Source organism: Bacillus sp. 220_BSPC (genome assembly GCF_001054655.1).
Classification (GTDB): Bacteria; Bacillota; Bacilli; order Bacillales; family DSM-1321; genus Peribacillus; species Peribacillus frigoritolerans.
This window is the reverse complement of the sequence record NZ_JVPL01000188.1, coordinates 1-25,779: the sequence shown is the minus strand read 5'-3', so window position 1 is coordinate 25,779 and position 25,779 is coordinate 1. Positions and strand designations below refer to the sequence as shown.

General features: G+C 41.0%; 22 protein-coding genes. 18 read left to right on the top strand and 4 right to left on the bottom strand.

Annotation, left to right across the window (positions count from 1 at the left end; all coding sequences use genetic code 11):
- Positions 1 to 87: 87 nt before the first annotated feature.
- Complete coding sequence (locus ADA55_RS13765) at positions 88 to 1,845, top strand: 2-oxoacid:acceptor oxidoreductase subunit alpha (RefSeq protein WP_048684710.1); 1,758 nt, start codon at positions 88 to 90, stop codon at positions 1,843 to 1,845.
- Positions 1,832 to 2,698 carry a 2-oxoacid:ferredoxin oxidoreductase subunit beta gene (locus ADA55_RS13760; RefSeq protein WP_048684708.1) on the top strand — a complete coding sequence of 289 codons (867 nt, stop codon included), beginning with the start codon at positions 1,832 to 1,834 and terminating at the stop codon, positions 2,696 to 2,698. The genes ADA55_RS13765 and ADA55_RS13760 overlap by 14 nt, the downstream gene beginning before the upstream one ends.
- An 88-nt stretch (positions 2,699 to 2,786) precedes the next feature.
- Here the strand turns inward: ADA55_RS13760 and ADA55_RS30040 are convergent, their stop codons facing one another.
- A complete protein-coding gene (locus ADA55_RS30040) occupies positions 2,787 to 3,062 on the bottom strand; it encodes a hypothetical protein (RefSeq protein WP_152908347.1) in 276 nt (91 codons plus the stop codon).
- Between the two features lie 235 nt (positions 3,063 to 3,297).
- Between ADA55_RS30040 and tdh the strand changes: the two genes are divergently transcribed.
- The 6 genes from tdh (at position 3,298) to mutL (ending at position 12,198) form a co-directional block, all read left to right on the top strand.
- Positions 3,298 to 4,338 carry an L-threonine 3-dehydrogenase gene (tdh, locus tag ADA55_RS13755; RefSeq protein WP_048684937.1) on the top strand — a complete coding sequence of 347 codons (1,041 nt, stop codon included), beginning with the start codon at positions 3,298 to 3,300 and terminating at the stop codon, positions 4,336 to 4,338.
- 342 nt (positions 4,339 to 4,680) lie between these two features.
- Positions 4,681 to 6,225: a tRNA (N6-isopentenyl adenosine(37)-C2)-methylthiotransferase MiaB gene (miaB, locus tag ADA55_RS13750; protein WP_048684706.1), complete on the top strand. Its 1,545-nt coding sequence runs from the start codon at positions 4,681 to 4,683 to the stop codon at positions 6,223 to 6,225.
- 1 nt (position 6,226) lies between these two features.
- Positions 6,227 to 6,655 (top strand): RicAFT regulatory complex protein RicA family protein, encoded by a 429-nt coding sequence (locus tag ADA55_RS13745; RefSeq protein WP_034313499.1) that lies wholly within the window; start codon positions 6,227 to 6,229, stop codon positions 6,653 to 6,655.
- A gap of 213 nt (positions 6,656 to 6,868) precedes the next feature.
- Positions 6,869 to 7,408: an outer spore coat protein CotE gene (locus ADA55_RS13740; protein ID WP_034313495.1), complete on the top strand. Its 540-nt coding sequence runs from the start codon at positions 6,869 to 6,871 to the stop codon at positions 7,406 to 7,408.
- Positions 7,409 to 7,610: 202 nt separating this feature from the next.
- On the top strand, positions 7,611 to 10,235 hold the full coding sequence (gene mutS, locus ADA55_RS13735; protein WP_048684704.1) for a DNA mismatch repair protein MutS: 2,625 nt from the start codon (positions 7,611 to 7,613) through the stop codon (positions 10,233 to 10,235).
- 22 nt (positions 10,236 to 10,257) lie between these two features.
- On the top strand, positions 10,258 to 12,198 hold the full coding sequence (gene mutL / locus ADA55_RS13730; protein WP_048684702.1) for a DNA mismatch repair endonuclease MutL: 1,941 nt from the start codon (positions 10,258 to 10,260) through the stop codon (positions 12,196 to 12,198).
- Positions 12,199 to 12,816: 618 nt separating this feature from the next.
- Here mutL and ADA55_RS13725 read toward each other — a convergent pair.
- Entirely contained in the window at positions 12,817 to 13,470 is a 654-nt protein-coding gene (locus ADA55_RS13725; protein ID WP_048684700.1) for a cupin domain-containing protein, read from the bottom strand.
- Between the two features lie 332 nt (positions 13,471 to 13,802).
- Here ADA55_RS13725 and ADA55_RS13720 point away from each other — a divergent pair, with 332 nt between their 5' ends.
- The 4 genes from ADA55_RS13720 to ADA55_RS13705 all read left to right on the top strand — a co-directional run bounded on the left by ADA55_RS13720 (position 13,803) and on the right by ADA55_RS13705 (position 17,770).
- Entirely contained in the window at positions 13,803 to 15,695 is a 1,893-nt protein-coding gene (locus ADA55_RS13720; protein WP_048684698.1) for an OPT family oligopeptide transporter, read from the top strand.
- Positions 15,685 to 16,050: a PqqD family protein gene (locus tag ADA55_RS13715; protein ID WP_048684696.1), complete on the top strand. Its 366-nt coding sequence runs from the start codon at positions 15,685 to 15,687 to the stop codon at positions 16,048 to 16,050. The genes ADA55_RS13720 and ADA55_RS13715 overlap by 11 nt, the downstream gene beginning before the upstream one ends.
- Before the next feature lie 191 nt (positions 16,051 to 16,241).
- Complete coding sequence (locus ADA55_RS13710) at positions 16,242 to 17,051, top strand: SDR family NAD(P)-dependent oxidoreductase (protein WP_048684694.1); 810 nt, start codon at positions 16,242 to 16,244, stop codon at positions 17,049 to 17,051.
- Between the two features lie 110 nt (positions 17,052 to 17,161).
- Complete coding sequence (locus ADA55_RS13705; protein ID WP_048684692.1) at positions 17,162 to 17,770, top strand: methyltransferase; 609 nt, start codon at positions 17,162 to 17,164, stop codon at positions 17,768 to 17,770.
- A 201-nt stretch (positions 17,771 to 17,971) separates the two neighbouring features.
- Here ADA55_RS13705 and ADA55_RS13700 read toward each other — a convergent pair whose 3' ends face one another.
- Complete coding sequence (locus ADA55_RS13700; RefSeq protein ID WP_048684690.1) at positions 17,972 to 18,628, bottom strand: hypothetical protein; 657 nt, start codon at positions 18,626 to 18,628, stop codon at positions 17,972 to 17,974.
- A 475-nt stretch (positions 18,629 to 19,103) separates the two neighbouring features.
- Between ADA55_RS13700 and ADA55_RS13695 the strand changes: the two genes are divergently transcribed.
- Positions 19,104 to 19,838, top strand: coding sequence for an alpha/beta fold hydrolase (locus tag ADA55_RS13695; protein WP_048684687.1), 735 nt, complete (start codon positions 19,104 to 19,106; stop codon positions 19,836 to 19,838).
- A 738-nt stretch (positions 19,839 to 20,576) separates the two neighbouring features.
- On the opposite strand, the gene ADA55_RS13690 is transcribed toward ADA55_RS13695, so the two are convergent.
- Complete coding sequence (locus ADA55_RS13690) at positions 20,577 to 21,293, bottom strand: GntR family transcriptional regulator (RefSeq protein WP_048684935.1); 717 nt, start codon at positions 21,291 to 21,293, stop codon at positions 20,577 to 20,579.
- Positions 21,294 to 21,444: 151 nt separating this feature from the next.
- On the opposite strand from ADA55_RS13690, the gene ADA55_RS13685 reads away from it, so the two are divergent.
- The 5 genes from ADA55_RS13685 to chbG are packed head-to-tail and all read left to right on the top strand — an operon-like array spanning position 21,445 to position 25,669.
- On the top strand, positions 21,445 to 21,882 hold the full coding sequence (locus ADA55_RS13685; protein WP_072272744.1) for a PTS sugar transporter subunit IIB: 438 nt from the start codon (positions 21,445 to 21,447) through the stop codon (positions 21,880 to 21,882).
- Positions 21,883 to 21,886: 4 nt separating this feature from the next.
- Positions 21,887 to 23,236 carry a PTS sugar transporter subunit IIC gene (locus tag ADA55_RS13680; RefSeq protein WP_048684683.1) on the top strand — a complete coding sequence of 450 codons (1,350 nt, stop codon included), beginning with the start codon at positions 21,887 to 21,889 and terminating at the stop codon, positions 23,234 to 23,236.
- A 17-nt stretch (positions 23,237 to 23,253) separates the two neighbouring features.
- Positions 23,254 to 23,601, top strand: coding sequence for a PTS lactose/cellobiose transporter subunit IIA (locus ADA55_RS13675; RefSeq protein ID WP_048684681.1), 348 nt, complete (start codon positions 23,254 to 23,256; stop codon positions 23,599 to 23,601).
- Positions 23,598 to 24,941 carry a 6-phospho-beta-glucosidase gene (locus tag ADA55_RS13670; protein WP_048684678.1) on the top strand — a complete coding sequence of 448 codons (1,344 nt, stop codon included), beginning with the start codon at positions 23,598 to 23,600 and terminating at the stop codon, positions 24,939 to 24,941. Before ADA55_RS13675 ends, ADA55_RS13670 begins: the two co-directional genes overlap by 4 nt.
- Positions 24,938 to 25,669 (top strand): chitin disaccharide deacetylase, encoded by a 732-nt coding sequence (gene chbG / locus ADA55_RS13665; RefSeq protein WP_048684677.1) that lies wholly within the window; start codon positions 24,938 to 24,940, stop codon positions 25,667 to 25,669. The genes ADA55_RS13670 and chbG overlap by 4 nt, the downstream gene beginning before the upstream one ends.
- The last annotated feature ends 110 nt before the right edge of the window (positions 25,670 to 25,779 follow it).

Here is a 25,779-nt window from a genome sequence, read left to right as displayed (position 1 = left end):
TAGAACGATAATTATACATAGTTGAATGTTCTAAGAGAGGTGCGGTTAAATGCATTTATATACGAACGTCCTAAAGGAGTGTAAGACATGATCAATCAACTTTCATGGAAAGTTGGCGGACAACAAGGTGAAGGTATTGAAAGTACAGGAGAAATATTCTGTATTGCCCTCAATCGCTTAGGTTATTACTTGTATGGCTACCGTCATTTCTCATCCCGAATCAAGGGTGGACACACGAATAACAAAATTCGTGTAAGTACTACGGAAACTCGTGCTATCTCTGATGATTTAGACATCTTAGTTGCTTTTGACCAAGAAACAATTGACGTCAATTATAAAGAATTACATGAGGGTGGCATCATAATTGCAGATGCAAAATTCAAACCTGTCTGCCCAGAAGATACAAAGGCAGAATTATATATTGTTCCTTTTACGGAAATAGCAGCCGAATTAGGAACATCATTAATGAAAAATATGGTCGCCATCGGTGCGACATGTGCTGTTCTCGGAATGGAAATTTCCGTATTCAACGATGTGGTTGATGAAATATTCGGCCGTAAAGGTGAAGAAATCGTTAAGAAGAATATGGATGCCATTACTGCCGGCTATAAGGCAATGGAAGTGCTGCTTGGAGAAAAACTGGGCGCGATGGAGCTGGAAAAGGCAGACGGCCAAAAACGCATGTTCATGATCGGAAACGATGCTATCGCTTTAGGCGCAGTAGCAGGCGGTTGCCGCTTCATGGCAGCTTACCCGATTACTCCGGCCTCGGAAATTATGGAATACTTAATTAAGAAACTTCCTCAATTTGGCGGGACAGTCATACAGACTGAAGATGAAATCGCGGCAGCCACAATGGCAATCGGTGCGAACTATGGCGGTGTACGTGCCATCACAGCTTCAGCTGGACCTGGGCTTTCCTTGAAAATGGAAGCGATTGGTTTAGCGGGCATTACCGAAACGCCAATTGTCATCGTCGATACTCAACGTGGCGGTCCATCTACGGGACTTCCTACAAAACAAGAGCAATCTGATTTAATGGCCATGATTTATGGTACACATGGTGAAATACCTAAAATCGTCATGGCTCCGAGTACTGTTGAGGAAGCTTTTTATGATACGGCAGAAGCATTCAACCTTGCAGAGGAGTATCAATGTCCAGTTATCGTTTTATCCGACTTACAGCTATCATTAGGTAAACAGACGGTTCAGCCGCTTGATTACGGCAAAGTGGAGATTAGACGCGGAAAATTGGTTGACTTTGAAATTGAAGAGCCTGAAAACAAATCTTACTTCAAGCGTTATGAAGTAACGGAAGACGGAGTCTCACCACGGGTAGTGCCTGGTATGAAAAATGGAATTCACCATGTTACGGGTGTTGAACATGATGAAACGGGCAGACCTTCCGAGACGGCCGTGAATCGCAAATTGCAAATGGATAAACGGATGCGTAAGCTGAATAATTTAACTAACACATTCCAAACACCAGTATACAAAAACACACCGCATGAAGAAGCGGATTTATTAATTCTTGGCTTTAACTCAACACGCGGGACGATTGATGAAGCGATCGGCCGGTTAGAAACGGATGGAATGAAAGTGAATCATGCACAAATCCGTTTGATTCATCCTTTCCCAGCTGATGAAGTCCTATCATTGGTGCAAAGTGCTAAGAAAGTAGTAGTTATTGAAAATAATGCGACTGGACAATTGGCTAATATCATCAAGATGAATGTCGGACATGTTAATAAAATTAAAAGCATCCTAAAATATGATGGCAACCCATTCCTCCCGCATGAAATTCACACACAATGCAAGGAGATGTTCGAATATGGCAACGTTTAAAGAGTTTCGGAATGATGTAAAACCTAACTGGTGTCCTGGCTGCGGAGATTTCTCCGTTCAGGCTGCCATGCAGCGTGCGGCAGCCAATGTAGGATTGGAGCCGGAGAATTTGGCTGTTGTTTCCGGTATCGGCTGTTCAGGGCGTATATCCGGTTACATCAAGTCATATGGTTTCCACGGCATCCATGGCCGCTCACTGCCAATTGCCCAAGGAGTAAAAATGGCCAACCGTGAATTGACCGTTATAGCTTCAGGCGGTGACGGAGATGGTTTTGCAATCGGGATGGGACACACCATCCATGCGATCCGCCGTAATATCGACATTACGTATATTGTCATGGATAACCAAATTTATGGATTGACAAAAGGCCAGACTTCTCCTAGATCCGCTGCTGGATTTAAAACGAAATCCACTCCAGAAGGATCAATAGAACAGGCTGTTTCACCCATGGAATTAGCATTATCAGCTGGCGCTACGTTTGTCGCCCAAAGCTTTTCCACTGACTTGAAAGACCTGACGGCGATCATTGAAGCAGGGATAAACCATAAAGGGTTCTCCTTTATCAATGTTTTCTCTCCTTGCGTAACATACAATAAGATCAATACGTATGATTGGTTTAAACAAAACTTAACTAAATTGAACACGATTGAAGGTTATGATTCTTCAAATAAAGAACAGGCCATGCAGACTTTGATGCAGCATGACAGTCTCGTGACAGGGATCATTTATCAAGACTCTTCACGTCCTTCTTACCAGGAATTAGTGCCAGGGTATGCTGAAAAATCGTTAAATAAATCAGATCTGACACTGGATCAAGCGCATTTTGATAAGCTTGTTGCTGAATTTATGTAAAAGTTAAAAGGTTCACCCCTTAGACGGGGTGAACCTTTTTTTATGATTAATTGGAAAGCTCAAGTAGAGAGAATCACTCTAAATTAGCTTACCACCAACCGTTATTACATCCACAGCCGAATGAGAATAAATTGCAACGATTCCTTCTGCGACAATGGCGGTTGCGGTCCCGATCGCGGTCCCGATCACGATCACGATCCCGGTCGCGGTCGCGCCTATTGCAGCCCCTCACAGCACGACAAAAATCGTCTGCGATTCTATCGTTATCTCTGTCCCGATCTCTGTCCCGATCTCTGTCCCGATCTCTGTCCCGATCTCTATCCCGATCGCGGTCCCGATCATGATTATTGCATCCACATGACATATAAGTCACTCCTTCATTGTTTTTGTTGTACAAGATATCTTATTCGGGAGCGGACAAGATGCTATAGAAACATGACCCATTTAACAAAAATGTACGAATGCCCAAAAATCATCATTATTAATGTGAAAAGGCCGGTACAAAAGTGATTATGGTATTTTTGTGATTGATTTTTCATATCTTTAACATATTAAGGTAGATGAAAAAGCACAGCCCTATTTCAGGGGGAATGTACATGTTGAGAGGTAAAATGAAAGCCATCGTCAAACATCACCGAGGTTATGGGGCACAATTACAAGTTGTCGATATACCGGACATTCGTGATGACGAGGTCTTGATTCGAGTGAAGATGACCTCGATCTGCGGAACGGATATTCATATTTTCACCTGGGATGAATGGTCACAAGGAAGGGTGAGCCCGCCATACGTATTCGGGCACGAATTTGCAGGGGAAGTAATCGAGATAGGAGCAAGCGTCAGTAATGTTTCAGTTGGTGATTGTGTATCTGCCGAAACACATATCGTTTGCGGTACATGCAGGCAGTGCTTAACAGGGCAATTCCATATCTGTAAAAAAACAAACATTATCGGTGTTGATAAACAAGGGTGCTTTGCAGAGTACATAGCTCTGCCAGCCAAGAATTTATGGAAAAATCCAAGTGATATGCCACTCGATATAGCTACCATCCAAGAACCGATGGGGAATGCCGTCCATTCAGTGCTAGCCGGCGAGGTGCTGGGTAAAACGGTGGCAATAATCGGTTGTGGTCCAATTGGGCTTATGGCGATTGCTGTAGCAAAGGCCGCAGGTGCTGATAAAGTAATCGCTCTTGATATTAATGATTATCGACTTCAGCTAGCCAAAAAGATGGGTGCCACACACCTCATTCATTCAATTAATCAGGATCCAGTGGAAATCACGAAAAGCATTACAAGTGGGGATGGGGTAGATGTTGTTTGTGAAATGAGCGGTAACCCTACAGCTATCCAACAAGGGTTCAAGATGGCGACCAATGGTGGAAGAATATCCATTCTAAGTCTGCCTTCTAAGCCCGTTACGATTAATATAACAGAGGATATCGTATTCAAGGGTCTTACTGTCCAAGGGATAACTGGAAGGAAGATGTTTTCAACCTGGCAACAGGTTTCAAGTCTGCTTGAAAGTGGCAAGGTTGATGTAAAACCAATGATTACCCATCGGTTTTTACTTAGTGATTTTGAAAAGGGCTTTGAACTGATGATCAAAGGTCAGTGTGGTAAGGTTCTCCTTATACCTTGAACACCTGATAAGGTGAAAATTGCATGGTCTGCATTTGAAAAATCTTGAAAGGGGAAAGCGTCATCCGAAAATGATAAGAAGAGGCTAACTTCGTCATAGCCTCTTCTTTCATGTTCTTATTTTCAATATTTGTGAAAAATTTCTTACAATTGAAGAAGCCACGACAGAATGATTGTTTCTTGCTGTTAAAAGCTTTATACTATGATAATGTGGATATATCACACTTAATAGCTAATATTTACTGGAAATTCTTAAAAAGGAATCCGTATAAATCCATTTGAAGATAGGTCTTGGAATAGTTGGTGAAAGAAATAAACTAACTATTTTGAAAGGAGATTAACTATGAACGAGAAACAACGATTAGAATCACAACAAGTACAGGCTGAGAATCCAGCGGACAAAAAATCCGAAAAGGACTTCAGTAAGTACTTTCAAGCCGTTTATATTCCGCCTTCCTTAAAGGATGCGAAAAAGCGAGGAAAAGAAGAAGTAGAATATCATGATGACTTTGCCATTCCTGAAGGTTTCCGCGGAATGGGAGAAGGTAAAAAGTTTTACATTCGCACTTTTGGCTGTCAAATGAACGAACATGATACAGAAGTCATGGCGGGCATCTTTATGGCACTTGGTTATCAGGCGACAGACTCGGTGGATGATGCTAACGTCATTTTACTTAACACTTGTGCGATTCGGGAAGGCGCAGAGAATAAAGTGTTCGGTGAATTGGGGCATTTAAAATCATTGAAATTGGAAAAGCCGGATCTATTGCTTGGGGTTTGCGGCTGTATGTCACAAGAGGAGACAGTTGTAAAGCGGATTCTAGAGAAGCACCATTTTGTAGATATGATTTTCGGAACGCATAACATCCACCGCCTGCCGCAAATCCTTAATGAAGCGTATCTTTCCAAGGAAATGGTCATTGAGGTTTGGTCTAAAGAAGGTGATGTAATCGAGAACCTTCCGAAAGTGCGTAAAGGAAAAACCAAGGCATGGGTCAATATCATGTATGGCTGCGATAAATTTTGTACATACTGCATCGTACCGTACACGAGAGGGAAAGAAAGAAGCCGCAGGCCTGGAGATATCATCCAGGAAGTCCGTCATTTAGCGGCACAGGGTTACAAGGAAATAACCTTGCTTGGACAGAATGTGAATGCTTACGGTAAAGATTTTACGGATATCGATTATCGTTTCGGCGATTTGATGGATGAAATCCGCAAAATTGACATTCCGCGCATTCGTTTTACGACAAGCCATCCCCGTGATTTTGATGATCATTTGATTGAAGTACTGGCTAAAGGCGGAAATCTCGTTGACCATATCCATCTTCCAGTTCAATCGGGAAGTACGGAAACACTTAAAATCATGGCCCGTAAGTATACACGCGAACAATATTTAGAGCTAGTTAAAAAAATCAAGGAAGCTATCCCAAGTGCATCGCTAACCACGGACATCATTGTAGGCTATCCGAATGAAACGGAAGAGCACTTTGAAGAAACGATGTCATTATACCGTGAAGTTGGTTTCGATGCAGCATATACTTACATCTACTCACCACGTGAGGGAACACCGGCTGCGAAAATGCAGGATAATGTACCGATGGAAGTGAAAAAGGAACGTCTGCAACGCTTGAATGCCCTTGTAAATGAAACGTGCGCATTGAAAATGAAAGAGTATGATGGACAGATTGTTGAAGTGCTCGTTGAAGGCGAAAGCAAGAAGAATGCGGAAGTATTAGCAGGTTATACAACGAAAAATAAGCTCGTGAACTTCAAAGGACCAAAATCCGCTATTGGCAAAATCGTAAAAGTGAAAATCACCGGAACGAAAACATGGTCATTAAATGGGGATATGGTTGAAGAAGCAACGGCGATTGAGGTGGAGTAATATGACTAAATATACTAAAGATGACATTCTGAACAAAGCAGCCGAGCTTGCTGAAATGATCGCCAGCACGGAAGAAGTCGATTTCTTTAAACGGGCAGAAGCTCACATCAATGAAAATCAAAAAATCCGTGAAATGATCGCCAGCATCAAGAGTTTGCAAAAACAGGCTGTAAACTTCCAACATTACGGCAAAGAGAAAGCATACAGTCAAGTGCAGGCCAAAATTGATGCACTGGAAAAACAATTGGATGAACTTCCGATCGTGCAAGAATTCAAACAATCCCAAGTGGATGTAAATGATCTTTTACAAATGGTCTCTTCACAGGTATCGAATAAGGTGACGGACCTGATTATTGAATCGACCGAAGGCGATGTCCTTCGCGGTGAGACAGGTTCACAGGTACAAGCAGGCGGCGGAAGCTGTTCATGAATAGTAAAAAAGCCCTTCTGGTTTCAGAAGGGCTTTTTTAATATGCGGAAATCCTTATACAGTGCCCATTCGTGACACATATCCCAAAACTTGAGCATAAAATAACCTAGGTTTAAAACATTACAGCAGTTTTCAAACAATTAAAATTCTACGCACACTAGACTTTTACCACGCATAGGATGAATGGAAACTGTATGAGGAGGGTTCGCTAGCATGTCACAATATAGAGAGATAATTACTAAAGCGGTGGTGGCAAAAGGACGTAAATTCACTAAGTCCTCTCACACCATTTGCCCGGCTCATCATCCTTCTAGCATTCTAGGTTGTTGGATCATCAACCATAAATACGATGCAAAGAAAGTCGGCAAAAAGGTAGAAATTCACGGCAGCTACGAAATCAACGTCTGGTATTCTTATAACCAAAATTCAAAGACGGAAGTTGTAACTGAAAAAGTGCAATATACCGACGTTATTTCGCTGAAATACCGTGATCCCGATTGTCTTGATGACCATGAAATCGTTGCAAAAGCTGTCCAACAGCCGAATTGTTTAGAAGCATGCATCTCCCCATGTGGACAAAAAATCATTGTCCATGTGGAAAGGGAATTCTTTGTGGAAGTCGTCGGCGAAACGAAAATTTGTGTCGCTGTAAGTCCAGATGGCCGCTGTGAGGATGACTGGGGCTCTGATTTCGATGATGAGGATTTCGAAGATTTAGATCCGGATTTCCTTGATGAATTCGAAGACGAATAGAATATAGAAATTAATACCGGATGACATTCCCTTCATCCGGTTTTATTTAATTTGAAGCGGGACAAGTCCCTATGGCTTTGCAGATACAGCTAGCTTACAAATTTACCATGCAATTTCGAATACAGGCCATGTTGCATTTTCGTATGTTATAATGAAGGACATAAATGTGTAATAGATTTTAGTTTGGAAAGGTTTTGAAGGAATGGCTGGATATACTCCGATGATACAGCAATATTTAAAAATTAAGGCAGAGTATCAGGATGCCTTTTTATTTTTTCGTTTAGGCGATTTTTATGAAATGTTTTTTGACGATGCACTGAATGCATCACAAGAGCTCGAAATCACATTAACGAGCCGAGAAGGCGGTAGTGAAGAGCGAATTCCGATGTGCGGCATTCCGTATCACTCGGCTGCTAATTATATTGATATATTGATAGAAAAAGGTTTTAAAGTAGCTATTTGTGAACAAACCGAAGATCCGAAGCAAGCCAAAGGTGTGGTACGCAGGGAAGTTGTCCAGCTGATTACCCCGGGAACGAAAATGGATAGTAAGGGTCTTCGTGAAAAGGAAAATAATTATATTGCCACCATCACTTATTTTACGGATGGTCAGTTTGGCTTTGGATACAATGATTTATCGACAGGGGAAAATAAGGTTACATTGATTGAGAGTTTCGAGGAAGTTCTGAATGAATTTGCGATCCTTGGTGCGAGTGAAGTGGTCATTGCCGAGGATTTCAATGAAGAATGGAAAAAAATACTTCAAGAACGGGGCGCAGCCGCTCTATCCCTAGAGAGTAATTTGGTTCAAAGCGAGTCATTCGCTCCATTGCTTCATTTGTTAAAAGACCAGAAACTGGCGACAACGACCTCACGTTTATTGAATTATCTATACCGTACCCAAAAACGCAGCCTGGATCATTTACAGCCAGTGCTTGCATATGAAACATCACAATATATGAAAATTGATTATTATAGCAAACGTAATTTGGAATTAACTGAAACCATTCGTTCCAAAGGTAAAAAAGGCTCATTACTATGGCTGCTTGATGAAACAAAAACAGCCATGGGCGGAAGGATGTTGAAGCAATGGATTGATAGACCGCTCATTAATAAAAAACAGATCGAGCGGAGACAAAACCTTGTTGAAACCCTGAAAAATCAATACTTCGAACGACAAGACTTACGTGAACGCCTGAAGGAAGTGTACGACTTGGAGCGGCTTGCCGGAAGGGTGGCCTTCGGGAATGTAAACGCTCGGGACTTGATTCAACTGAAACGTTCCTTGCAACAGGTGCCGGTCATTCGTGAAATCGTGAAGTCAATGGCTTCCAATCAGGATATTTCAATCCTGGCCGATAAATTGGATCCTTGTGAAGAAGTGACGGATTTACTTGAAACGGCGCTTGTAGAAAACCCTCCATTGTCCGTGAAGGAAGGGAATATCATTCAGGATGGTTTCCATAAGGAGCTGGATACATACAGGGATGCCAGCAGAAACGGGAAAACTTGGATTGCACAGCTTGAACGCGAAGAGCGGGAACGCACCGGGATCAAATCCTTGAAAATCGGATATAATCGTGTATTTGGCTATTACATTGAAGTCACACGAGCAAATTTGCATCTGCTTGAAGAAGGCCGTTATGAACGGAAGCAGACTTTAACGAATGCCGAACGTTATATCACACCTGAATTGAAAGAAAAGGAAGCTTTGATTTTACAAGCAGAAGAAAAAAGCATCAGTTTGGAGTATGACTTATTCCTCAATCTTCGTGAAGAGGTCAAAAGCTATATCCCTCGCTTACAGGATTTGGCGAAAGGCGTCAGTGAACTGGATGTCCTGCAGTGCTTTGCGACGATTAGTGAAGAACGCCATTATGTGAAGCCTGTCTTTTCCGATGATCGAAGAATCGTACTGAAGGAAGGCAGGCATCCAGTGGTCGAGAAAGTCCTTCAATCACAGGAATATGTCCCCAATGACTGCTTTATGGATGGAGATCGGGAGTTACTCTTGATCACAGGGCCCAATATGTCGGGTAAAAGTACGTATATGCGTCAAATAGCGCTAACATCGATTTTAGCGCAAATTGGATGCTTCGTATCTGCAAGTATAGCTGAATTACCTATTTTTGATAAGGTATTTACCAGGATTGGCGCGGCAGATGATTTGATTTCCGGTCAAAGTACATTCATGGTCGAGATGCTTGAAGCAAGAAATGCCATCATGAATGCGACAGAAAACAGTTTGATATTATTTGATGAAATAGGCCGGGGAACATCAACTTATGATGGGATGGCGCTTGCTCAGGCCATCATTGAATATATTCATGAGGAAATTGGGGCAAAGACACTCTTTTCGACTCATTATCACGAATTGACTGTATTGGCAACGGAACTCCCAAAATTGAAAAATATCCATGTAAGTGCCATTGAGCAAAATGGAAATGTCGTTTTCCTTCATAAAATTAAAGAAGGGCCAGCAGATAAAAGCTATGGAATTCATGTGGCTAAGCTTGCTGATTTACCGGAGCAGTTAATAGATCGGGCAGCTGCTATTTTAGCCCAGCTAGAGAATGAAAATGGACAGGCAAAGGCGAGTCCTGAACAGCCTGCTGCTGATAAAGCACCTATTGCCGAAGCTGCCCCTGTGTCATCCGTCAATGAGGCACAGCTTTCCTTCTTTGGGGAAGAAGCTCCTAAAGGAAGGGTGAATTCTTCACCAAAGGAAAAAAAGGTGCTGGATGACATAAAATCACTGGATATCCTTGAAATGACGCCGCTTGAGGCAATGAATACCCTTTATAAATTACAAAAGAAACTTAAATGAGAATTAAAGCGAGGCGATAAAAATGGGAAAAATCATACAGCTTGACGAGGCTTTATCTAATAAAATCGCAGCTGGCGAAGTTGTTGAACGCCCAGCCTCAGTCGTTAAGGAACTTGTGGAAAACGCAATAGATGCAAACAGTACCATTATAGAGATTGAATTGGTGGAGGCTGGACTTGGTTCCATTCGGATCGTGGATAATGGCGATGGGATTTTACCTGATGACATAGAAGCGGCATTTAAACGTCACGCCACTAGTAAAATAAAAGATGAAAATGACCTCTTCCGAATCCGAACACTTGGCTTCCGCGGTGAAGCCATGCCCAGTATTGCTTCAGTTTCCCGTTTTGAAATGAAAAGCAGCACTGGTGAAGGAGTAGGAACGCGCATACTTCTTGAAGGAGGCATGGTTAAGGAACTTGAGGCTTCATCCAGCCGTAAAGGAACGGATATCCTGGTTTCCGACTTGTTTTTTAATACCCCTGCAAGGTTGAAATATATGAAAACCATTCATACCGAGCTAGGAAATATTACGGATGTCGCTAACAGGCTCGCACTTTCACATCCGGATGTTTCTATACGGTTAACACACAATGAGAAGCGTATCCTCCATACGAATGGTAACGGTGATGTCAGGCAGGTGCTGGCGGCAATCTATGGTACGAATATTGCCAAAAAGATGATTCCGGTTCAGGCAAGCTCCTTGGATTTCAAATTATCCGGATATATCGTCATGCCCGAGATCACCCGGGCTTCAAGGAATTACATTTCAACCATGATAAACGGACGCTTCATTAAAAACTATGCGCTCGTGAAAGCAATCCTGGATGGGTATCATACACTTCTTCCAATTGGACGTTTTCCAATCGCTTTGCTGAATATCGAAATGGATCCGATTCTTGTCGATGTCAATGTACATCCATCCAAAATGGAGGTAAGGCTCAGCAAGGAACATGAATTGTACAGTCTTGTATCGGAAACGATTAAATCTTCGTTTAAAAAGATGTCTCTAATACCAAGTGGATATACACCAGCAGCAAAGCCGGAACAGGTGAAAAGTGAGCAAACCACTCTGGAATTGGACCATGTTGTGGAAAGCGGCAAGCGGGTCCTGGAAGAAGCCAAGAAAGAAGCTTCCCTCTTGAAGGATACCTTGATACGGGAAAAGCAGGAACAAAAGAATTACGTGGATCATAATGAAGATTTCAATCTTGAACCAATAAAGGAAATAATCTATAGCACTGAACAGCAGCAAATGGAAGATGTCTATGTACCGGTCTTACAAGATGATGAAAGCAAACCATATTTCGAGTCAGCTGAAAAGTTTACAACCTACACTGTCGAACAAGATGAGGAAATCGAGGCGAATGAACCGGAAAGCCGCATCCCTCCGATGTACCCGATTGGGCAAATGCATGGAACATATATTTTCGCCCAAAACGAAAAGGGCTTGTATATCATAGACCAACATGCTGCCCAGGAACGGATCAAATACGAATACTTTAAAGAAAAAGTCGGTCGAGTTGAAAACGAGCTACAGGATATGCTGGTCCCCATCACCCTTGAATTTTCGACAGATCAATGTATCCGGATAAATGAATATCGGAATGAGTTGGAAAAAGTCGGCGTCTTTTTAGAGGAGTTTGGCTATAATGCCTATATTGTCCGATCGCATCCACAATGGTTCCCTAAAGGAATTGAACAGGAAATCCTTGAGGAAATGATAGAACAATTGCTATCGATGAAAAAGGTCGACATCAAAAAATTGCGCGAAGAAGCAGCCATCATGATGAGCTGTAAAGCCTCCATAAAGGCAAACCGTCATCTGCGCAATGATGAAATCCAAGCACTATTGGATGAACTGAGGCGGACAACAGATCCCTTCACATGCCCTCATGGAAGACCTATCATCATCTCATATTCCATATATGAAATGGAAAAAATGTTCAAACGGATCATGTAATTAAAAGCAATGGAGAACCCTTATGTAATGGGTTCTCCATTGCTTTTTTAGTTAAATGACCACATTTATTGGTCCATGGACTTTTATCCTGGAGCTTTTGAAAAGTTTTCAGCTGAAGAGTCCTGTATATTTTGTGTAACATGACTTTATGTATCTAAGGTTATAGAAACTTTTGAATGTCCTAATCTTTCTGATACCACTTTCGCATTTTCTCCGATCTCCAACATTATAGTTGCAATTTTATAGAACTGTGGATTGAAAACTTTGATATGGGTAGGTACCTTTATAGAGTAGAAAATCTCTGAGCCAACGTAAAATTGAAGTGAATCATCTGTTGTTTAGATGGGGGTCCATTTGAGATTTCTTATATTATAAGAAGAAACTCGGTAGAATATATAGAGATAACTGATAATTGTATCCAAGCGTATCATGAATGGCCATAAATCACATTAGGTGACTACCATAATATAAGATGTGGCGAAGTGAAAAAAACGGATCATGTAATTATAAGCAATGGAAAACCCTTATGTAATGGAGTTCTCCATTGCTTTTTTCGATTCCGGTTTATTAGTTGTATAGGCCTTCGAACAGGGGGAATCATGTTACCAACATCTATCTTCAATAATAATAATACGGGGGATTGGGCTGATATAGATAGTTGTAAGCCGGAGCAGTATACATTTGGTTATCATAGTGATTAATATATTGAGGATATTGCTGCATGTCATCTTCGGCCGCTCGATGGCAGTTGGCTGGCGGACCGATGAATGTTGATGGCTGAACTGGTGCAATTGCTTTTTTCCATTGGTTTTCATCCATGCAATAAGTATGGGCCATAATATTTGCAGGCGTCAATTTCAAGATATCTGAACCGAGGATCACCTCAGGTGTTGGTGCATTAAAAATGGCGAGCAGATGAGTATTATCCGCATTAGCCACTTCATAATGCCACCAACCTTGTGGGACGTTGGCTACTTGACCGGGTTTAATGGGATAATTTTGAATTTGCTTTGTGAATGGATTCAGTAATGAAACGGTTGCCGCTCCAGAAATGCAATACACTAGCTCGGCTGCATTTTGGTGATAATGCGGTTCTACGACATTGTCTGTGCTGAGGTAAATATCTAATAATGAAACATTTTCGAGGGTGTTCAATTGTTTGACACCTAATACATTAATATAGTTTTGATTGTCTTTTTTCATGAAATTGCTTTTATTGATATCGAAAAAGAATTGTGTGGATGGTGAAGTATAGTCCATATAGGAGACCATGAATTTATCATTCCTTTTTTAAGACTTGATTTTTCAAGATATGTTATATTTTATTTTAATGTGCAATAACCCAGTGCGTTATTTCCTATGGAACTGGTAAGGGGTGCTGATGATGCTGTGATTAAATGAATGATAGGCCGTGACTTCGTGTAACGAATTATTTGTAGTTATTATATCAATATTATTTTATATTTTTTAAAACTGAAACTACTAAACTGAATTTTTAATATTATCAAACTTTTGATGAACATAATTTTCCCATTGCGTGACTTTAAATTACAGTGATATAATGTTCTCTGTGATTTTAAAGTTTAACATAGGAAGTGGCTAAATTGTCGAACAATTCAAAAGAGAGTAAATTCGTCCCGTACGTCTCTGCATCTAAATCTCTACCGGAATTGACTGCAACTGCAATCATTCTAGGGATCATTCTTGCAATCGTATTCGGGGCGGCAAATGCATACTTAGGCCTACTGATTGGTTTAACTGTCTCTGCTTCAATACCCGCGGCGGTAATTTCAATGGCCATATTAAGAGGGGTTTTTCGCAGGGATTCAATATTAGAAAACAATATTGTGCAAACGATGACCACGGCAGGTGAGGCTATTGGTGCCGGTGCTGTATTTACCATTCCGGCATTATTCATGTGGGACATGGACGTGAGTCAAGCATTCATCATTTTCGTAGTATTAACTGGGGGATTTTTAGGGGTCTTCATGATGGTTCCCCTTCGCCAGCTTTTGATTGTAAGGGAGCATGAAACATTACCTTATCCAGAAGGTACGGCATGTGCCGAGGTCCTGAAGTCAGGAGAAAAGGGTGGTACAAGCGCCAAGCTAATCGGAGCCGGTTTGGTAATTGGCGGTGTTGTTAAAGGGCTTGGTGATGGATTTAAGCTTTTCAAGACAGAGGTTGAAACAGGGATCACGAATTTTAAAAATGCAGTGGTTGGTCTTGATGCCTTTCCTTCCCTTTTGGGTGTAGGGTACATTATTGGACCGCGTGTTGCAGGACAAATGCTAGGTGGGGGTTTATTAGCCTGGGTCGTTTTAATACCGGCCATCAGCTTTTTTGGCGGAAACAATGGGACAGCCATTTTCCCTTCTGATGTACCGATCGGTGAATTGGATGCATGGGGAATTTGGGATAATTATATTCGCTATATTGGCGCTGGTGCCGTTGCAACGGGCGGATTGATCACTTTGATCAAAACATTACCAATACTTTTCAGTTCAGTTATTGATACTCTTAAAGGCGTAAAAGCCAATAAAGGACAACTAAAATCGGGTTCTATCCGTACAGAACAAGACATACCGGCTAAATACGTTTGGTTGGGTACGATCATCGTAATTTTAATCATTGCTTTCACACCTATAACAGATGTAGGAATCATCGGTGCGATTGCAATCGCGATTTTTGGATTTTTATTCGTGACAGTGGCTTCAAGGGTTGTTGGAATCGTCGGAAGTTCTTCTTCCCCTGTTTCTGGAATGACGATCGCTACTCTATTGATTGTAGCGATTGTCTATAAGGCAACTGGTTTTACTGGTACGACTGGAATGGTAGCCGCTTTAACCGTCGCTGCGATCATTTGTACAGCGCTTGCGGTTTCAGGTGATGTTTCTCAAGATCTAAAAACAGGATATATCGTCGGCGGAACACCATGGAAACAACAAGTTGCCATGATGATCGGTGTTGTTGCGTCGGCTTCTGTCATTGGTTTTATCCTGGTTCTTATGGATAACGCATATACGATGGGGTCTGCAGAACTGCCTGCACCTAAAGCGGCACTTATGAAAATACTTGCCGAAGGTGTTCTAGGGGGAGATTTACCTTGGACTCTAATCTTTATCGGTGCGGCTATTTCCATTACATTAGAGTTTTTCGGTCTGAATTCACTTGTTGTTGCAGTGGGCATTTACTTGCCGGTTCATACCAGTGCCCCAATCATGATCGGTGGATTTATTCGATTCTTCGTTGAGTTCTTCTCGAAAACAAAAGAAGCGCTTAAAGCACGGGTTGACAGAGGTGTATTATTTGCCTCTGGTTTAATAGCGGGTGAATCATTGATTGGTGTTCTTATTGCCATATTGATCGCAGCAGGTGTCCAAGTTCCGGCTGCGGCTAAATTAGCCAGCAATTTGCTACCATTCTTATTATTCCTTGCTCTAGCTGGATTGCTTTGGTTCGTATCCAGCAAAGGGAAAAAAGAAGATGCTTCGTAAACGCCAATCAAAAAAGAGGAACCTGTTAACCATGGTTCCCCTTTTGGAAAGACGCGTCACTATGGTGCAAGAATCTTCGGAAGCATCTTTTTTGGTCATTCAAAGGACCAATTTTGTGGAACGAATGACCATTCGTTTCTTAAAACAGCCATCAGTCCGTAAAATCAAGCTTGATAAGTTTGGAGCATATGCCATTAAACAGATGGAGTTTCAAAGGAATGTAAATCAGATCTCTGAAGCGATGAGTGAACATTTTGGCGAGGAAGCAGAACCAGCCTTACCGAGGTTGATGAAATTCCTGGAAATTCTAGAGGTTCATGATTGGATCATATGGGATGATGAAGAAGAAAAATGAAAAAAAGCTGAAGCGCTTCTGGATGCTTCAGCTTTTTACTGTTTTGGTACAAAATTTACCACATCTGCATTTTATGAAATTAGACTATAGGTATAATTATTTGTAATAACTTTATACGTGTTGTATTCTTGGACTGTTAGTCATGATTAATAAAGCAAACTATTCACATTTTGAAGAGCAGGTGGGTTATCATGGGAAGAGTACAAGGTAAAGTAGCATTAGTGACAGGTGGAGCTTCAGGTATTGGGTTATCCATATCGACACTAATGGCTAAAGAAGGCGCAAAAGTCGTGATTGCTGATTTTAATGAAGCAGGAGCAAAAGAAGCGGCCGAAAACATTAAAAAACAAGGTGGGGAAGCAGCTGGAGTATTTTTGGATGCTGGACAAGCAGACTCCATCCAGGCAGCAGTCGACTTTACCATTGAACAATATGGAACGGTTACGGTACTCGTTAATAATGTGGGTTTAACTAACCTGCATAAAGATCTGGATGTCGTGAACTTAGATTTGGAAGAATGGGATCGACTTATGGATGTGAATTTAAAAAGTGTGCTATTGGGAAGCAGGTTTGCGATTCCTCACATGATTAAAGCGGGAGCTGGTTCGATTATCAATACGGCCTCCATGGCTGGATTTACAGGTGACTCCGTACGATCCGCATATGGTGCGTCCAAAGCGGGGGTAGTGAATTTGACTCGTTATATCGCTGCACAGTATGGTAAAGATCATATTCGTTGTAATGGAGTGGCACCAGGTCTCATTTTAACTCCTGCAGCGAAAAATAATATGCCTCAGGCCGTACTCGATATTTTTGGCAAATTCAATGCATTGCCATATCATGGTGAAGCGGAGGATATCGGTTATACCGTACTATTCCTTGCATCTGACGAGTCCAAATTCATTACAGGTCAGACGATCCAAGTGGAAGGCGGTCATTATATAGCCAATCCAAGCATCTCTGATTTTAATGATTATGTAACGAAAGCAAATTCCAATTAATTGTCTGGACATTCATATAACAAATCCTTACCCTGGATAAGATCAACCCTTTCCGGGGTTTTTAGTTAGGAAGCGCTTTATTAAAAAACATGAAGCAGGTGCATATAATAATGGAAGTAAAAAATTATGATGAAATGCTGAACATCAGGACGGAAGGTGAACAAAAAAATTTCAATGATTCTTTGCATTATCATCGATATGAACCTACGCCATACAGCGCATTAGAACATTTATTCAAAGAATATCGACTGAAAAGAAATGATCGCATTGTGGATTTTGGATGCGGTAAAGGACGCTTGAATTTTTTGATCCATCACTTCTATCAATCATCTGTGGTTGGCGTGGAAATGAATGAAAATTTCTATAAAGAAGCGATCGAGAATCTGAATGGCTACATGAAAAAAAGGAAAAACGACAATAACAATATAGAATTCCACTGTTGCTTGGCAGAAGAATATGATATTGATACGCAAGACAATCATTTTTATTTCTTTAATCCGTTCTCGGTACAGATTTTCATGAAAATCATCCATAACATTTTACTTTCCTTTGAAAAAGAACCGCGAAAAATCGAACTGATATTGTATTATGCTTCACAGGATTATATTTTTTTCCTCGAAAATCAAACCGCTTTCGAGCTGAAAAACGAAGTGATGTTACCTGGCTTGACTGAATCTAATCCTTTTGAGAAATTCGTCATATACCAATTGTCATATTGAATGGATATTGGTTTTTCGGTGATAAAAACACCCAAGCAATCTCTCATGGATGCTTGGGTGCAAAGAGTGAAGCCAATAAAGGCGCTTAATTTAAAGCGGATTGTAAAATCCTTATTACTTTTTTTCTTTTTGCATGCTCCTATTTCATTTTTTATCACTTTAATTTTATGCCCTTCCATTTCTAAGGATGAATCACTTTGTCTATGAAGAGCGAGGTTCTAGTTTATAGTTTGTAAGCCATAGTGAACATAAAAAAATTAATTCAAATGCATTGGTAACAGCCGAACTTCCTATGGGAATAGGAATGGCACTTCCAACTATCATGACTATAACCCCTAAAAGCATCCAAATCCAACGTGTTCTTATAAATATGTAGATGCTAATCACCAATAATATAAAGGTTACAATAAGTACCATTAAAGGTGGGCCCGAAGATTCCTCACTAACATATCTTAAAACTCCATACTCGTAGATTGGTACAAATGTCTTATGCATATTTTCAATAAATTCATAGATGATAAGCCCAGCTGTAAGGAAAAGGAAAAAGTAGGGTGCTATCGTTTTTTTTGTAAAAGGAATATGTATCCTTTTTGCCATTCCCCATCCAAACAAGATCAATGTGGGAGTGATAAATCCATGACTCCAAAAACGTAATGCATTTAATGACTTTAACAAAGGGCCATCACCAATGAACTTTCCCGAGGCAATAATTAAGTTATCCACGATAAGTCCAAAAGTAACTAGAAGAAGAAAGCTTGAATACGAAAAGAGTTTGCGGTCCTGTCGAAGTAACACCATTCCCATGATAAAAAGAATCATATAAACGATTGAATAACAAAAATATAAAATAGTATCCAACTACATCACCCCCTATATTGTTTTTTCCGTACTATAATAGAACAAAACATAAAAGTGCCCTTTTAATTATAATTTTAGTTTATTGTGAAATTCATATTCCGGAAAGATTGTAAATACCTATTCGGAGAATATAATAGGTAGGCTTTCTATGCCCTTTTTATAAGTTTCAAGGGTCTACATAAGAAACTTTATATTTAAACAAGGATGGAAGCATTGCCATAAATACCGATATTACTGTTAAGCACCATTGAAATACATGGTAACCAGCTTCTTTCGCGCCTTGATTCTTTTTTAGATTAAGTAGAGATGACTTATCCGTCTACATGAGGAAAATGACATAAGATATTCAAAAGAGAAGGAAGTTAGACGTAATGTTCGTTTTATATAGCCCCTAAGGAAATGAAGAGCAATACGAGTATCTATGTGCGTTAGTAAAAGTACTTAGAAATAAATTTTAGGGATAGTGAGGTATAAAATGAAAAAAGTCATTAAATATATTCTTGTTAGTATATTTGCATTAATGATTATCGCTTTCGGCGGCTTTTATATATGGTCAGAACAAACATACAAACCATCAGATGAATTGTATGCGTTAGTTGGAAAGGGGGATATAAAAAAGGAAAATGGGTTTGTCACATTCGAACCAACAAAAAACAAGAAAGTGGGCATTGTCCTGTATCCAGGTGCTAAGGTTGAGCCCGAAGCATACGGTTATTATGCAAAAGAATTAGCGAAAGAGGGATATACAGTCGTTATCCCGGATGTAAGGTTCAATTTCGCTTTGTTTGATAAAAATAAAGCGACGGAAGCTAAAGATGCATATCCAGCAGTGGAGAAATGGCACGTTGCTGGACACTCGTTAGGAGGAGTGGCCGCCACCGCATATGCTTATGAAAATCCAAAAGAGGTGGAAGGGATTATCCTCCTCGGTTCATATCCCAGTGACTCGAATGACTTTTCAAAAATGAAAGTTCCTATGCTATCGTTATATGCAGAATATGATGGGCTATCTACAGTAGAGAAGATTATGAAGACAAAGCACTTACTATCTAAAGAGGCAAACATGCATAAGATAGCGGGGGGAAACCACGGTCAATTTGGTGTATACGGAAAGCAAAAGGGAGATCATGAAGCGACTATCTCAGCTAAGAAACAACAAGAAGAGATGATAGCTGTCACAAAAAAATGGCTTGATCAGAATGGGGAGTAAGTAAAATTCAGCTTGAGCCATGAGAAAAAGGACCTTTATTCTAAGATGATGTAGAGATGCCCTCAATGAATTAATTGGGGGCATTTTCATATCGAATTATATTTGGTCTTGTAAACAATGATGCAAAGGGATCCGGTATGCGGAAAAAGGGGGGGATGTAGACTAAACGACAAGCACCACACCTCCCCGGTCCGGATTATTGCTTTCGCGTTATTTGTTTAATATTATGCTATATTTGTAAATTCACTCATTTAATGAGTGTATTTGTAAGTATGTAAATAATTATCCGGACACACAACGAAAAGAGAGGCAATCGTTATGATTGCCTCTCTCAAGAAGAAAAACGAGTTTGCATGAAGTTTGTTTCAGTTGATTTCAGAAATCCGTTCCCTTTTTCTGCAAAGCCTCATCAATGCAAGCGGCTGTGGGGTCTCGGCTAGCCAGTTATTCGGAGGAGTGGCGCAAATTTCTTCAATCCAATGACGTTTCACCCATTAAAAAAGTAAAAAACATGAAGGGTAACAAAGTCTTCCGAGCCTACTTTTATCAAAAAAAGGGTTTTTATCTAAACTTTAAAACTAAGTTGATTGGAGTCGGTGTTCGAGCCTCCTACGGAAGGCGAGTGCCTGGAGTGGAATTCAACGTTCCAATCTTACAAAACCCTAAAAAAATCGAGTATGTCTACAGTCCGGGCTGCCTTAATTAATAAGGCAGCCGTCTTATTTTATATAATAATATTCAATAGTTCCGCTCGATGACAAAGTGCGCGCGATCGCCTCTAAAGAGAGTTTTAGAGAATTCAATGACCGATCCGTCAGTCTCATATGTGTAAGTTTCCAATGAAAAACAAGGTGAGCCGTTCGGTACGTCCAATTTGTCAGAAATGGAATCGTCGGCAAGTGAAAACTCCAAGTGTTCGACCGTTTTTTTTACTTTTAAATTGAATTGTGTCTCAAGTACTTTAAAGAGTGATTTTTCGCAGGCTTCGATATTAAGCCCGGGTGTTTTATACCAAGGGAGAAAGGCAATTTCATATTGAAGGGGGATATCGTTTACGTAACGTATCCGTTCCAGTTTATTTACGGGGTCTCCAATATTTTGTTTAAAAAGCTTGGCAAGGGTAGCGTTTGCTTCGATCACCTTTAAGCTAATGACCTTTGTAGAAGGGTTTTTTCCTTGCATCGTGACTTGCTCAGAGAACTTTTCAACCGTGCTTGAAAGAAATTGCTTCACTTTATTTTCCGAAACGAAAGTCCCTTTGCCCTGAACACGGTAGATGTAGCCTTCGACGTTCAATTGCTGTAAGGCCGTGCGAACAGTTGTCCTGCTTACTCCGTATATTTTACAAAATTCAGCCTCGGTCGGTAATTTTGTATTTGTTTGATATTCGCCATTTTTTATGAGATCGATAATCGATTCCTTGACTATGGAATGCAATGCCGCTTCTTTATTCATGGTTTCCACAGTGATTCCTCCTATGTTCATTCCCAATATATACATATAGATTATCTCGGATAAGTACAATAATCAACTTAAATTCACAAATTTGTAGTAACAAATTTAAATTTGTGTTGATATTTTTCCAATTTGTAACTACAATGTATGTATGGAGGCAATAATACCCATTCCATTCAAAGGAAGTGATAAAAAAGTAACATCGGTTATTTATAAGAAAGCGGTTTCAACTCACTTGAAAATACTGAATAATCAATCATTAAAAAGGGGGGTAATTTCAATGAATATCTTATTATGTTGTTCTGCAGGGATGTCTACTAGTTTATTAGTTACCAAGATGGAGGAAAGTGCTAAAAAACAAGGGGTAGAGTGTCATATATGGGCAGTTGGTTCTACAGAAGTTAACAATGAAATAGATAAGGCCGATGTGATTTTATTAGGTCCGCAGGTTAGATATCTTCTTTCCAAGCTACAGGAAGCGGGGAAAGAAAAGGGAATTCCTGTCGCAACCATCAATCCGATGTTCTATGGACTATGTAATGGTGAAGAAGTGCTAAAACAAGCCACTACTTTAATAAAAGGAGAATAAGGATATGATGACTTTTATTGATAAGTATATTATGCCTGGGGCGGTAAAGGTAGGAAATAACCGGCATTTGCTTGCGATTCGTGACGCATTGATTGGAATGATAGCGATTACAATGATCGGGTCATTCGCCGTCCTGTTTAATAATCTAGGGCAAGTCATCAAGCCTTACGGAAGAATGATGGAGGCCATCTTCGGTCCTGCATGGAATACGCTCGGCGGTGATATTTGGTTTGGAACATTTGCATTCATGACGGTATTCGCTGTATTCGGCATTTCTTATAAATTGGCACGATCATACGGTGACGATGGTTTTGAAGCGATGCTGGTATCCGCAGCCTGTTTCTTCTTACTATTGCCTCAAATCGGAAATGTCACTTTAACTATCGATGATAAGGATGTTACTGGCGGGGCATGGGGTTTTGTAAGCGTAAACTATTTTAATGCTACAGCCCTCTTTACAGGAATTGTCGTTGCCTTGATAGCCACTGAAATCTTTGTGAGACTTTCCCGAGTGAAGTATTTAGTCATCAAGCTTCCTGATGGAGTTCCTCCTGCGGTAGCCCGTTCATTTGCAAAGTTAGTGCCGGGGATGGCAACGATCTTTATCGCTGGCGTATTCGGACTGCTGTTCCGTAAAGCTACGGATGGGCAGGTATTGAATGACTGGTTGAGTAAAGTGATCGTATCTCCATTACAAAGTGCAGTAGATTCATTGCCATTCGCTATTTTACTAGTATTTCTTGTTCATTTATTATGGATGATCGGTTTGCATGGACCCAATATCCTTGGCGGGATAACGACACCGCTTTTTGAAAGTTCAGGAGTGAAAAATATCGATTTATATGCAAAAGGCGTCAAAGACATGGACCAATACGGGGTATTGGCGGGTTCTTTCCTGGATGCATTTGTTTATTTAGGCGGATCTGGTGCAACACTGGGCCTCATCATTGCAATGATCATTGCCGGCCGGAAACGGTATAAACAGATGATTGCACTCGGAGGGGCGCCAGGAGTGTTCCAGATAAACGAACCCATTCTTTTCGGATTGCCTATCGTTCTGAATCCAATGTGGTTCATCCCATTTGTTCTCGGCCCAGTAATTACAACGGTGATCTCTTATATCGCGGTAAGCAGCGGAATGGTTTTCCCGATCGTCGCTAAGATTCCATGGGTTACCCCGCCGATTGTGGGTGGATTCCTGGCCACAGGCGGACATGTATCTGGAGCGGTCCTGGCTGCAATCAATCTAGTCATTTCAACAGCTATTTATTTACCATTCGTTTATGCTCAAGTGAAGATAGACACCAAAAATGAAACAAAGCTTACAAAAGATTCAGAAACGCTAAGCCTTTAAGAAAGTAGTGATGAAAAATGGAAAAAGAAGAATTATACCAGCTATCCTTTCAATTGATTTTATATAGCGGGAATGCGAGAAGCTTTGCAATGGAAGCGTTGCAGGAGGCAAAGATGAAGGATTTTGATTCTGCCCGTTTGAAAATCGCCGAGGCGGAAACGGAATTACTGCAAGCCCATAAATATCAAACCCAATTAATCCATGCTGAGGCAGGCGGGGACTCTTTTGATCTTCCCATTATCCTGGTGCATGCACAAGATCATTTAATGACAGCGATGACTGTAAAAGATCTTGCAATTGAGATGATCGATCTACGCGAAGAATTCTTACATGCAGATGCTGTGAAGGAGAGGGCTGCCGAATGAGCAAGGGGTTGAAGATCGTCACGATTGGCGGAGGTTCGAGCTATACGCCTGAATTGATCGAAGGTTTCATCAAATATCATGAAGAACTTCCTGTGAGTGAGATTTGGCTCGTGGACATCGAAGCGGGAAAGGAAAAGCTTGAAATTGTCGGGAATTTGGCAAGAAGGATGATTGAAAAGGCTGGAGTGAATATTGAAGTCCATCTCACGCTGGATAGAAAGAAAGCGCTTAAAGGCGCTGATTATGTAACAACCCAGCTGCGGGTTGGGCAACTAGCAGCCAGGGCTCTTGATGAGAAGATTCCATTGAAACACGGAGTGATCGGACAGGAGACGAATGGACCAGGCGGGCTTTTCAAGGCCTTTAGAACGATTCCCGTCATTCTGGATATTGCTCATGAGATGGAGGAATTATGTCCGGAAGCATGGCTGATTAACTTCACGAATCCTGCAGGAATGGTAACGGAAGCAGTTCTGCGTCACAGTAATATTTCCAAAATCATCGGACTCTGCAATGTGCCGATTGGGATGGAACGAGGTGTTGCGGATTTGATGGATGTAGAGCCATCAAGGGTCCGTATCGACTTTGCTGGGTTGAACCATATGGTTTACGGCTTGGATGTATTCGTTGATGGCGAGAGTGTCAAAGATCAAATCATCCAGTTGATTACGGATCCAGCTAAAGCTGTCACGATGAAGAATATCCATGCAATGGGCTGGGAGCCGGAATTCCTTAGAGCGTTGAACCTGTTTCCGTGTCCATACCACAACTACTATTATAAAACGGGTGATGTGCTGGCCCAAGAATTGAAGGATGCGGAAAAAGGGGAAACACGTGCAGAGGTCGTTCAAAGACTTGAAGCAGGCTTATTCGAGCTATATAAAGACCAAGATCTGGCTATCAAGCCACCGCAGCTTGAAGAGCGTGGAGGTGCCTACTACAGTGATGCGGCTGTGCGGTTGATTTGCTCGATGCATACGGATAAGCGAGATATTCAAGCGGTGAATACGGTCAACCATGGTGCGATTGAAGGCATCCCGTACGGATCGGCGATTGAAACCAGTTGCGTGATAACTAAGGATGGTCCTAAACCAATCAATGTAGGAGAGCTTCCTGTCGCTGTCCGCGGATTAATTCAGCAAATCAAATCCTTTGAAAGGGTAGCCATCGAAGCTGCAATTTCGGGGGACTATGATACTGCGTTGCTTGCCATGACGATCAATCCACTCGTTCCTAGCGACCGGGTTGCAAAACTTATCTTGGATGAAATGCTGGAGGCACATAAAGATTATTTGCCGCAGTTTTTTGAAAAAAAGGAGTTGCAGGATAATTTATCATGATAGAAGTGCTTGTAAATGCAGATGATTTCGGGTTAACTAAAGCGGTGAATTATGGGATTTTGGATAGCCACAAATATGGAATTGTCAATTCGGCAACGATCATGATGAATGCGAAAGCAACGGAGCATGCGATTGAAATCGCCAAGAAAACAGCCTCGTTGAAGGTAGGTATTCACTTAGTCCTGACATGGGGGAAACCTTTGTTGAGTGATGTTCCGAGTTTGGTTGACGAATCTGGTTTCTTTAAGAAGCAAGGTACGGTATATGGGGATCCTGCCGGCATTTCCTTGAGCGAATTGGAGAGGGAGTGGTCAGCACAAATCGAAAGATTCCTGGAATTTGGCCTATTCCCGACTCATTTCGACAGCCATCATCATGTACACGGGATCAAAGCATTTCTACCGGTTATTAAAAAGCTGTCAGATAAATATGGATTGCCAGTGCGTAATGCCGGAAGGCACCTTGCAGGGATTCAAACCGTTACAGATGTATTCCTGGATGATTTTTATGGAGAAATGGTGGTTGAAGATTACTTTCAAAACTTGAAAGGGAGGATAATGGATGGGGAGAGTGTGGAGATAATGACCCATCCTGCTTATATGGATGAAGAATTGATGGAAGTCTCCTCTTATAATGATATACGCTTGAAAGAAACCAGGATTTTGACAAAGGCTAAATTACCTGAGGGATTTTCACTTAGATTCAGCATCAACCAAGTAAAGATTTGATTTCAAAAGAGGACCATTCATCAAAAGATGAATGGTCCTCTTTTATTGTGCTTTATCTTAGAATTAATAAGCCAGGCTGAATAGGGCTTTGATGTGTGATAGGTAGCGAA

Excerpts from the sequence above, each read along its gene's own strand:
- ADA55_RS13740 (WP_034313495.1), top strand. The coding sequence starts at position 6,869 with ATGTCACAATATAGAGAGATAATTACTAAAGCGGTGGTGGCAAAAGGA.
- ADA55_RS13670 (WP_048684678.1), top strand. The coding sequence starts at position 23,598 with ATGAGCAAGGGGTTGAAGATCGTCACGATTGGCGGAGGTTCGAGCTAT.
- ADA55_RS13695 (WP_048684687.1), top strand. The coding sequence starts at position 19,104 with ATGAAAAAAGTCATTAAATATATTCTTGTTAGTATATTTGCATTAATG.
- ADA55_RS13685 (WP_072272744.1), top strand. The coding sequence starts at position 21,445 with ATGGAGGCAATAATACCCATTCCATTCAAAGGAAGTGATAAAAAAGTA.
- chbG (WP_048684677.1), top strand. The coding sequence starts at position 24,938 with ATGATAGAAGTGCTTGTAAATGCAGATGATTTCGGGTTAACTAAAGCG.
- mutS (WP_048684704.1), top strand. The coding sequence starts at position 7,611 with ATGGCTGGATATACTCCGATGATACAGCAATATTTAAAAATTAAGGCA.
- ADA55_RS13725 (WP_048684700.1), bottom strand. The coding sequence starts at position 13,470 with ATGGTCTCCTATATGGACTATACTTCACCATCCACACAATTCTTTTTC.
- ADA55_RS13745 (WP_034313499.1), top strand. The coding sequence starts at position 6,227 with ATGACTAAATATACTAAAGATGACATTCTGAACAAAGCAGCCGAGCTT.
- ADA55_RS30040 (WP_152908347.1), bottom strand. The coding sequence starts at position 3,062 with ATGTCATGTGGATGCAATAATCATGATCGGGACCGCGATCGGGATAGA.
- miaB (WP_048684706.1), top strand. The coding sequence starts at position 4,681 with ATGAACGAGAAACAACGATTAGAATCACAACAAGTACAGGCTGAGAAT.
- mutL (WP_048684702.1), top strand. The coding sequence starts at position 10,258 with ATGGGAAAAATCATACAGCTTGACGAGGCTTTATCTAATAAAATCGCA.
- ADA55_RS13675 (WP_048684681.1), top strand. The coding sequence starts at position 23,254 with ATGGAAAAAGAAGAATTATACCAGCTATCCTTTCAATTGATTTTATAT.
- ADA55_RS13705 (WP_048684692.1), top strand. The coding sequence starts at position 17,162 with ATGGAAGTAAAAAATTATGATGAAATGCTGAACATCAGGACGGAAGGT.
- ADA55_RS13715 (WP_048684696.1), top strand. The coding sequence starts at position 15,685 with ATGCTTCGTAAACGCCAATCAAAAAAGAGGAACCTGTTAACCATGGTT.
- ADA55_RS13680 (WP_048684683.1), top strand. The coding sequence starts at position 21,887 with ATGATGACTTTTATTGATAAGTATATTATGCCTGGGGCGGTAAAGGTA.
- ADA55_RS13760 (WP_048684708.1), top strand. The coding sequence starts at position 1,832 with ATGGCAACGTTTAAAGAGTTTCGGAATGATGTAAAACCTAACTGGTGT.
- ADA55_RS13690 (WP_048684935.1), bottom strand. The coding sequence starts at position 21,293 with ATGAATAAAGAAGCGGCATTGCATTCCATAGTCAAGGAATCGATTATC.
- ADA55_RS13710 (WP_048684694.1), top strand. The coding sequence starts at position 16,242 with ATGGGAAGAGTACAAGGTAAAGTAGCATTAGTGACAGGTGGAGCTTCA.
- ADA55_RS13765 (WP_048684710.1), top strand. The coding sequence starts at position 88 with ATGATCAATCAACTTTCATGGAAAGTTGGCGGACAACAAGGTGAAGGT.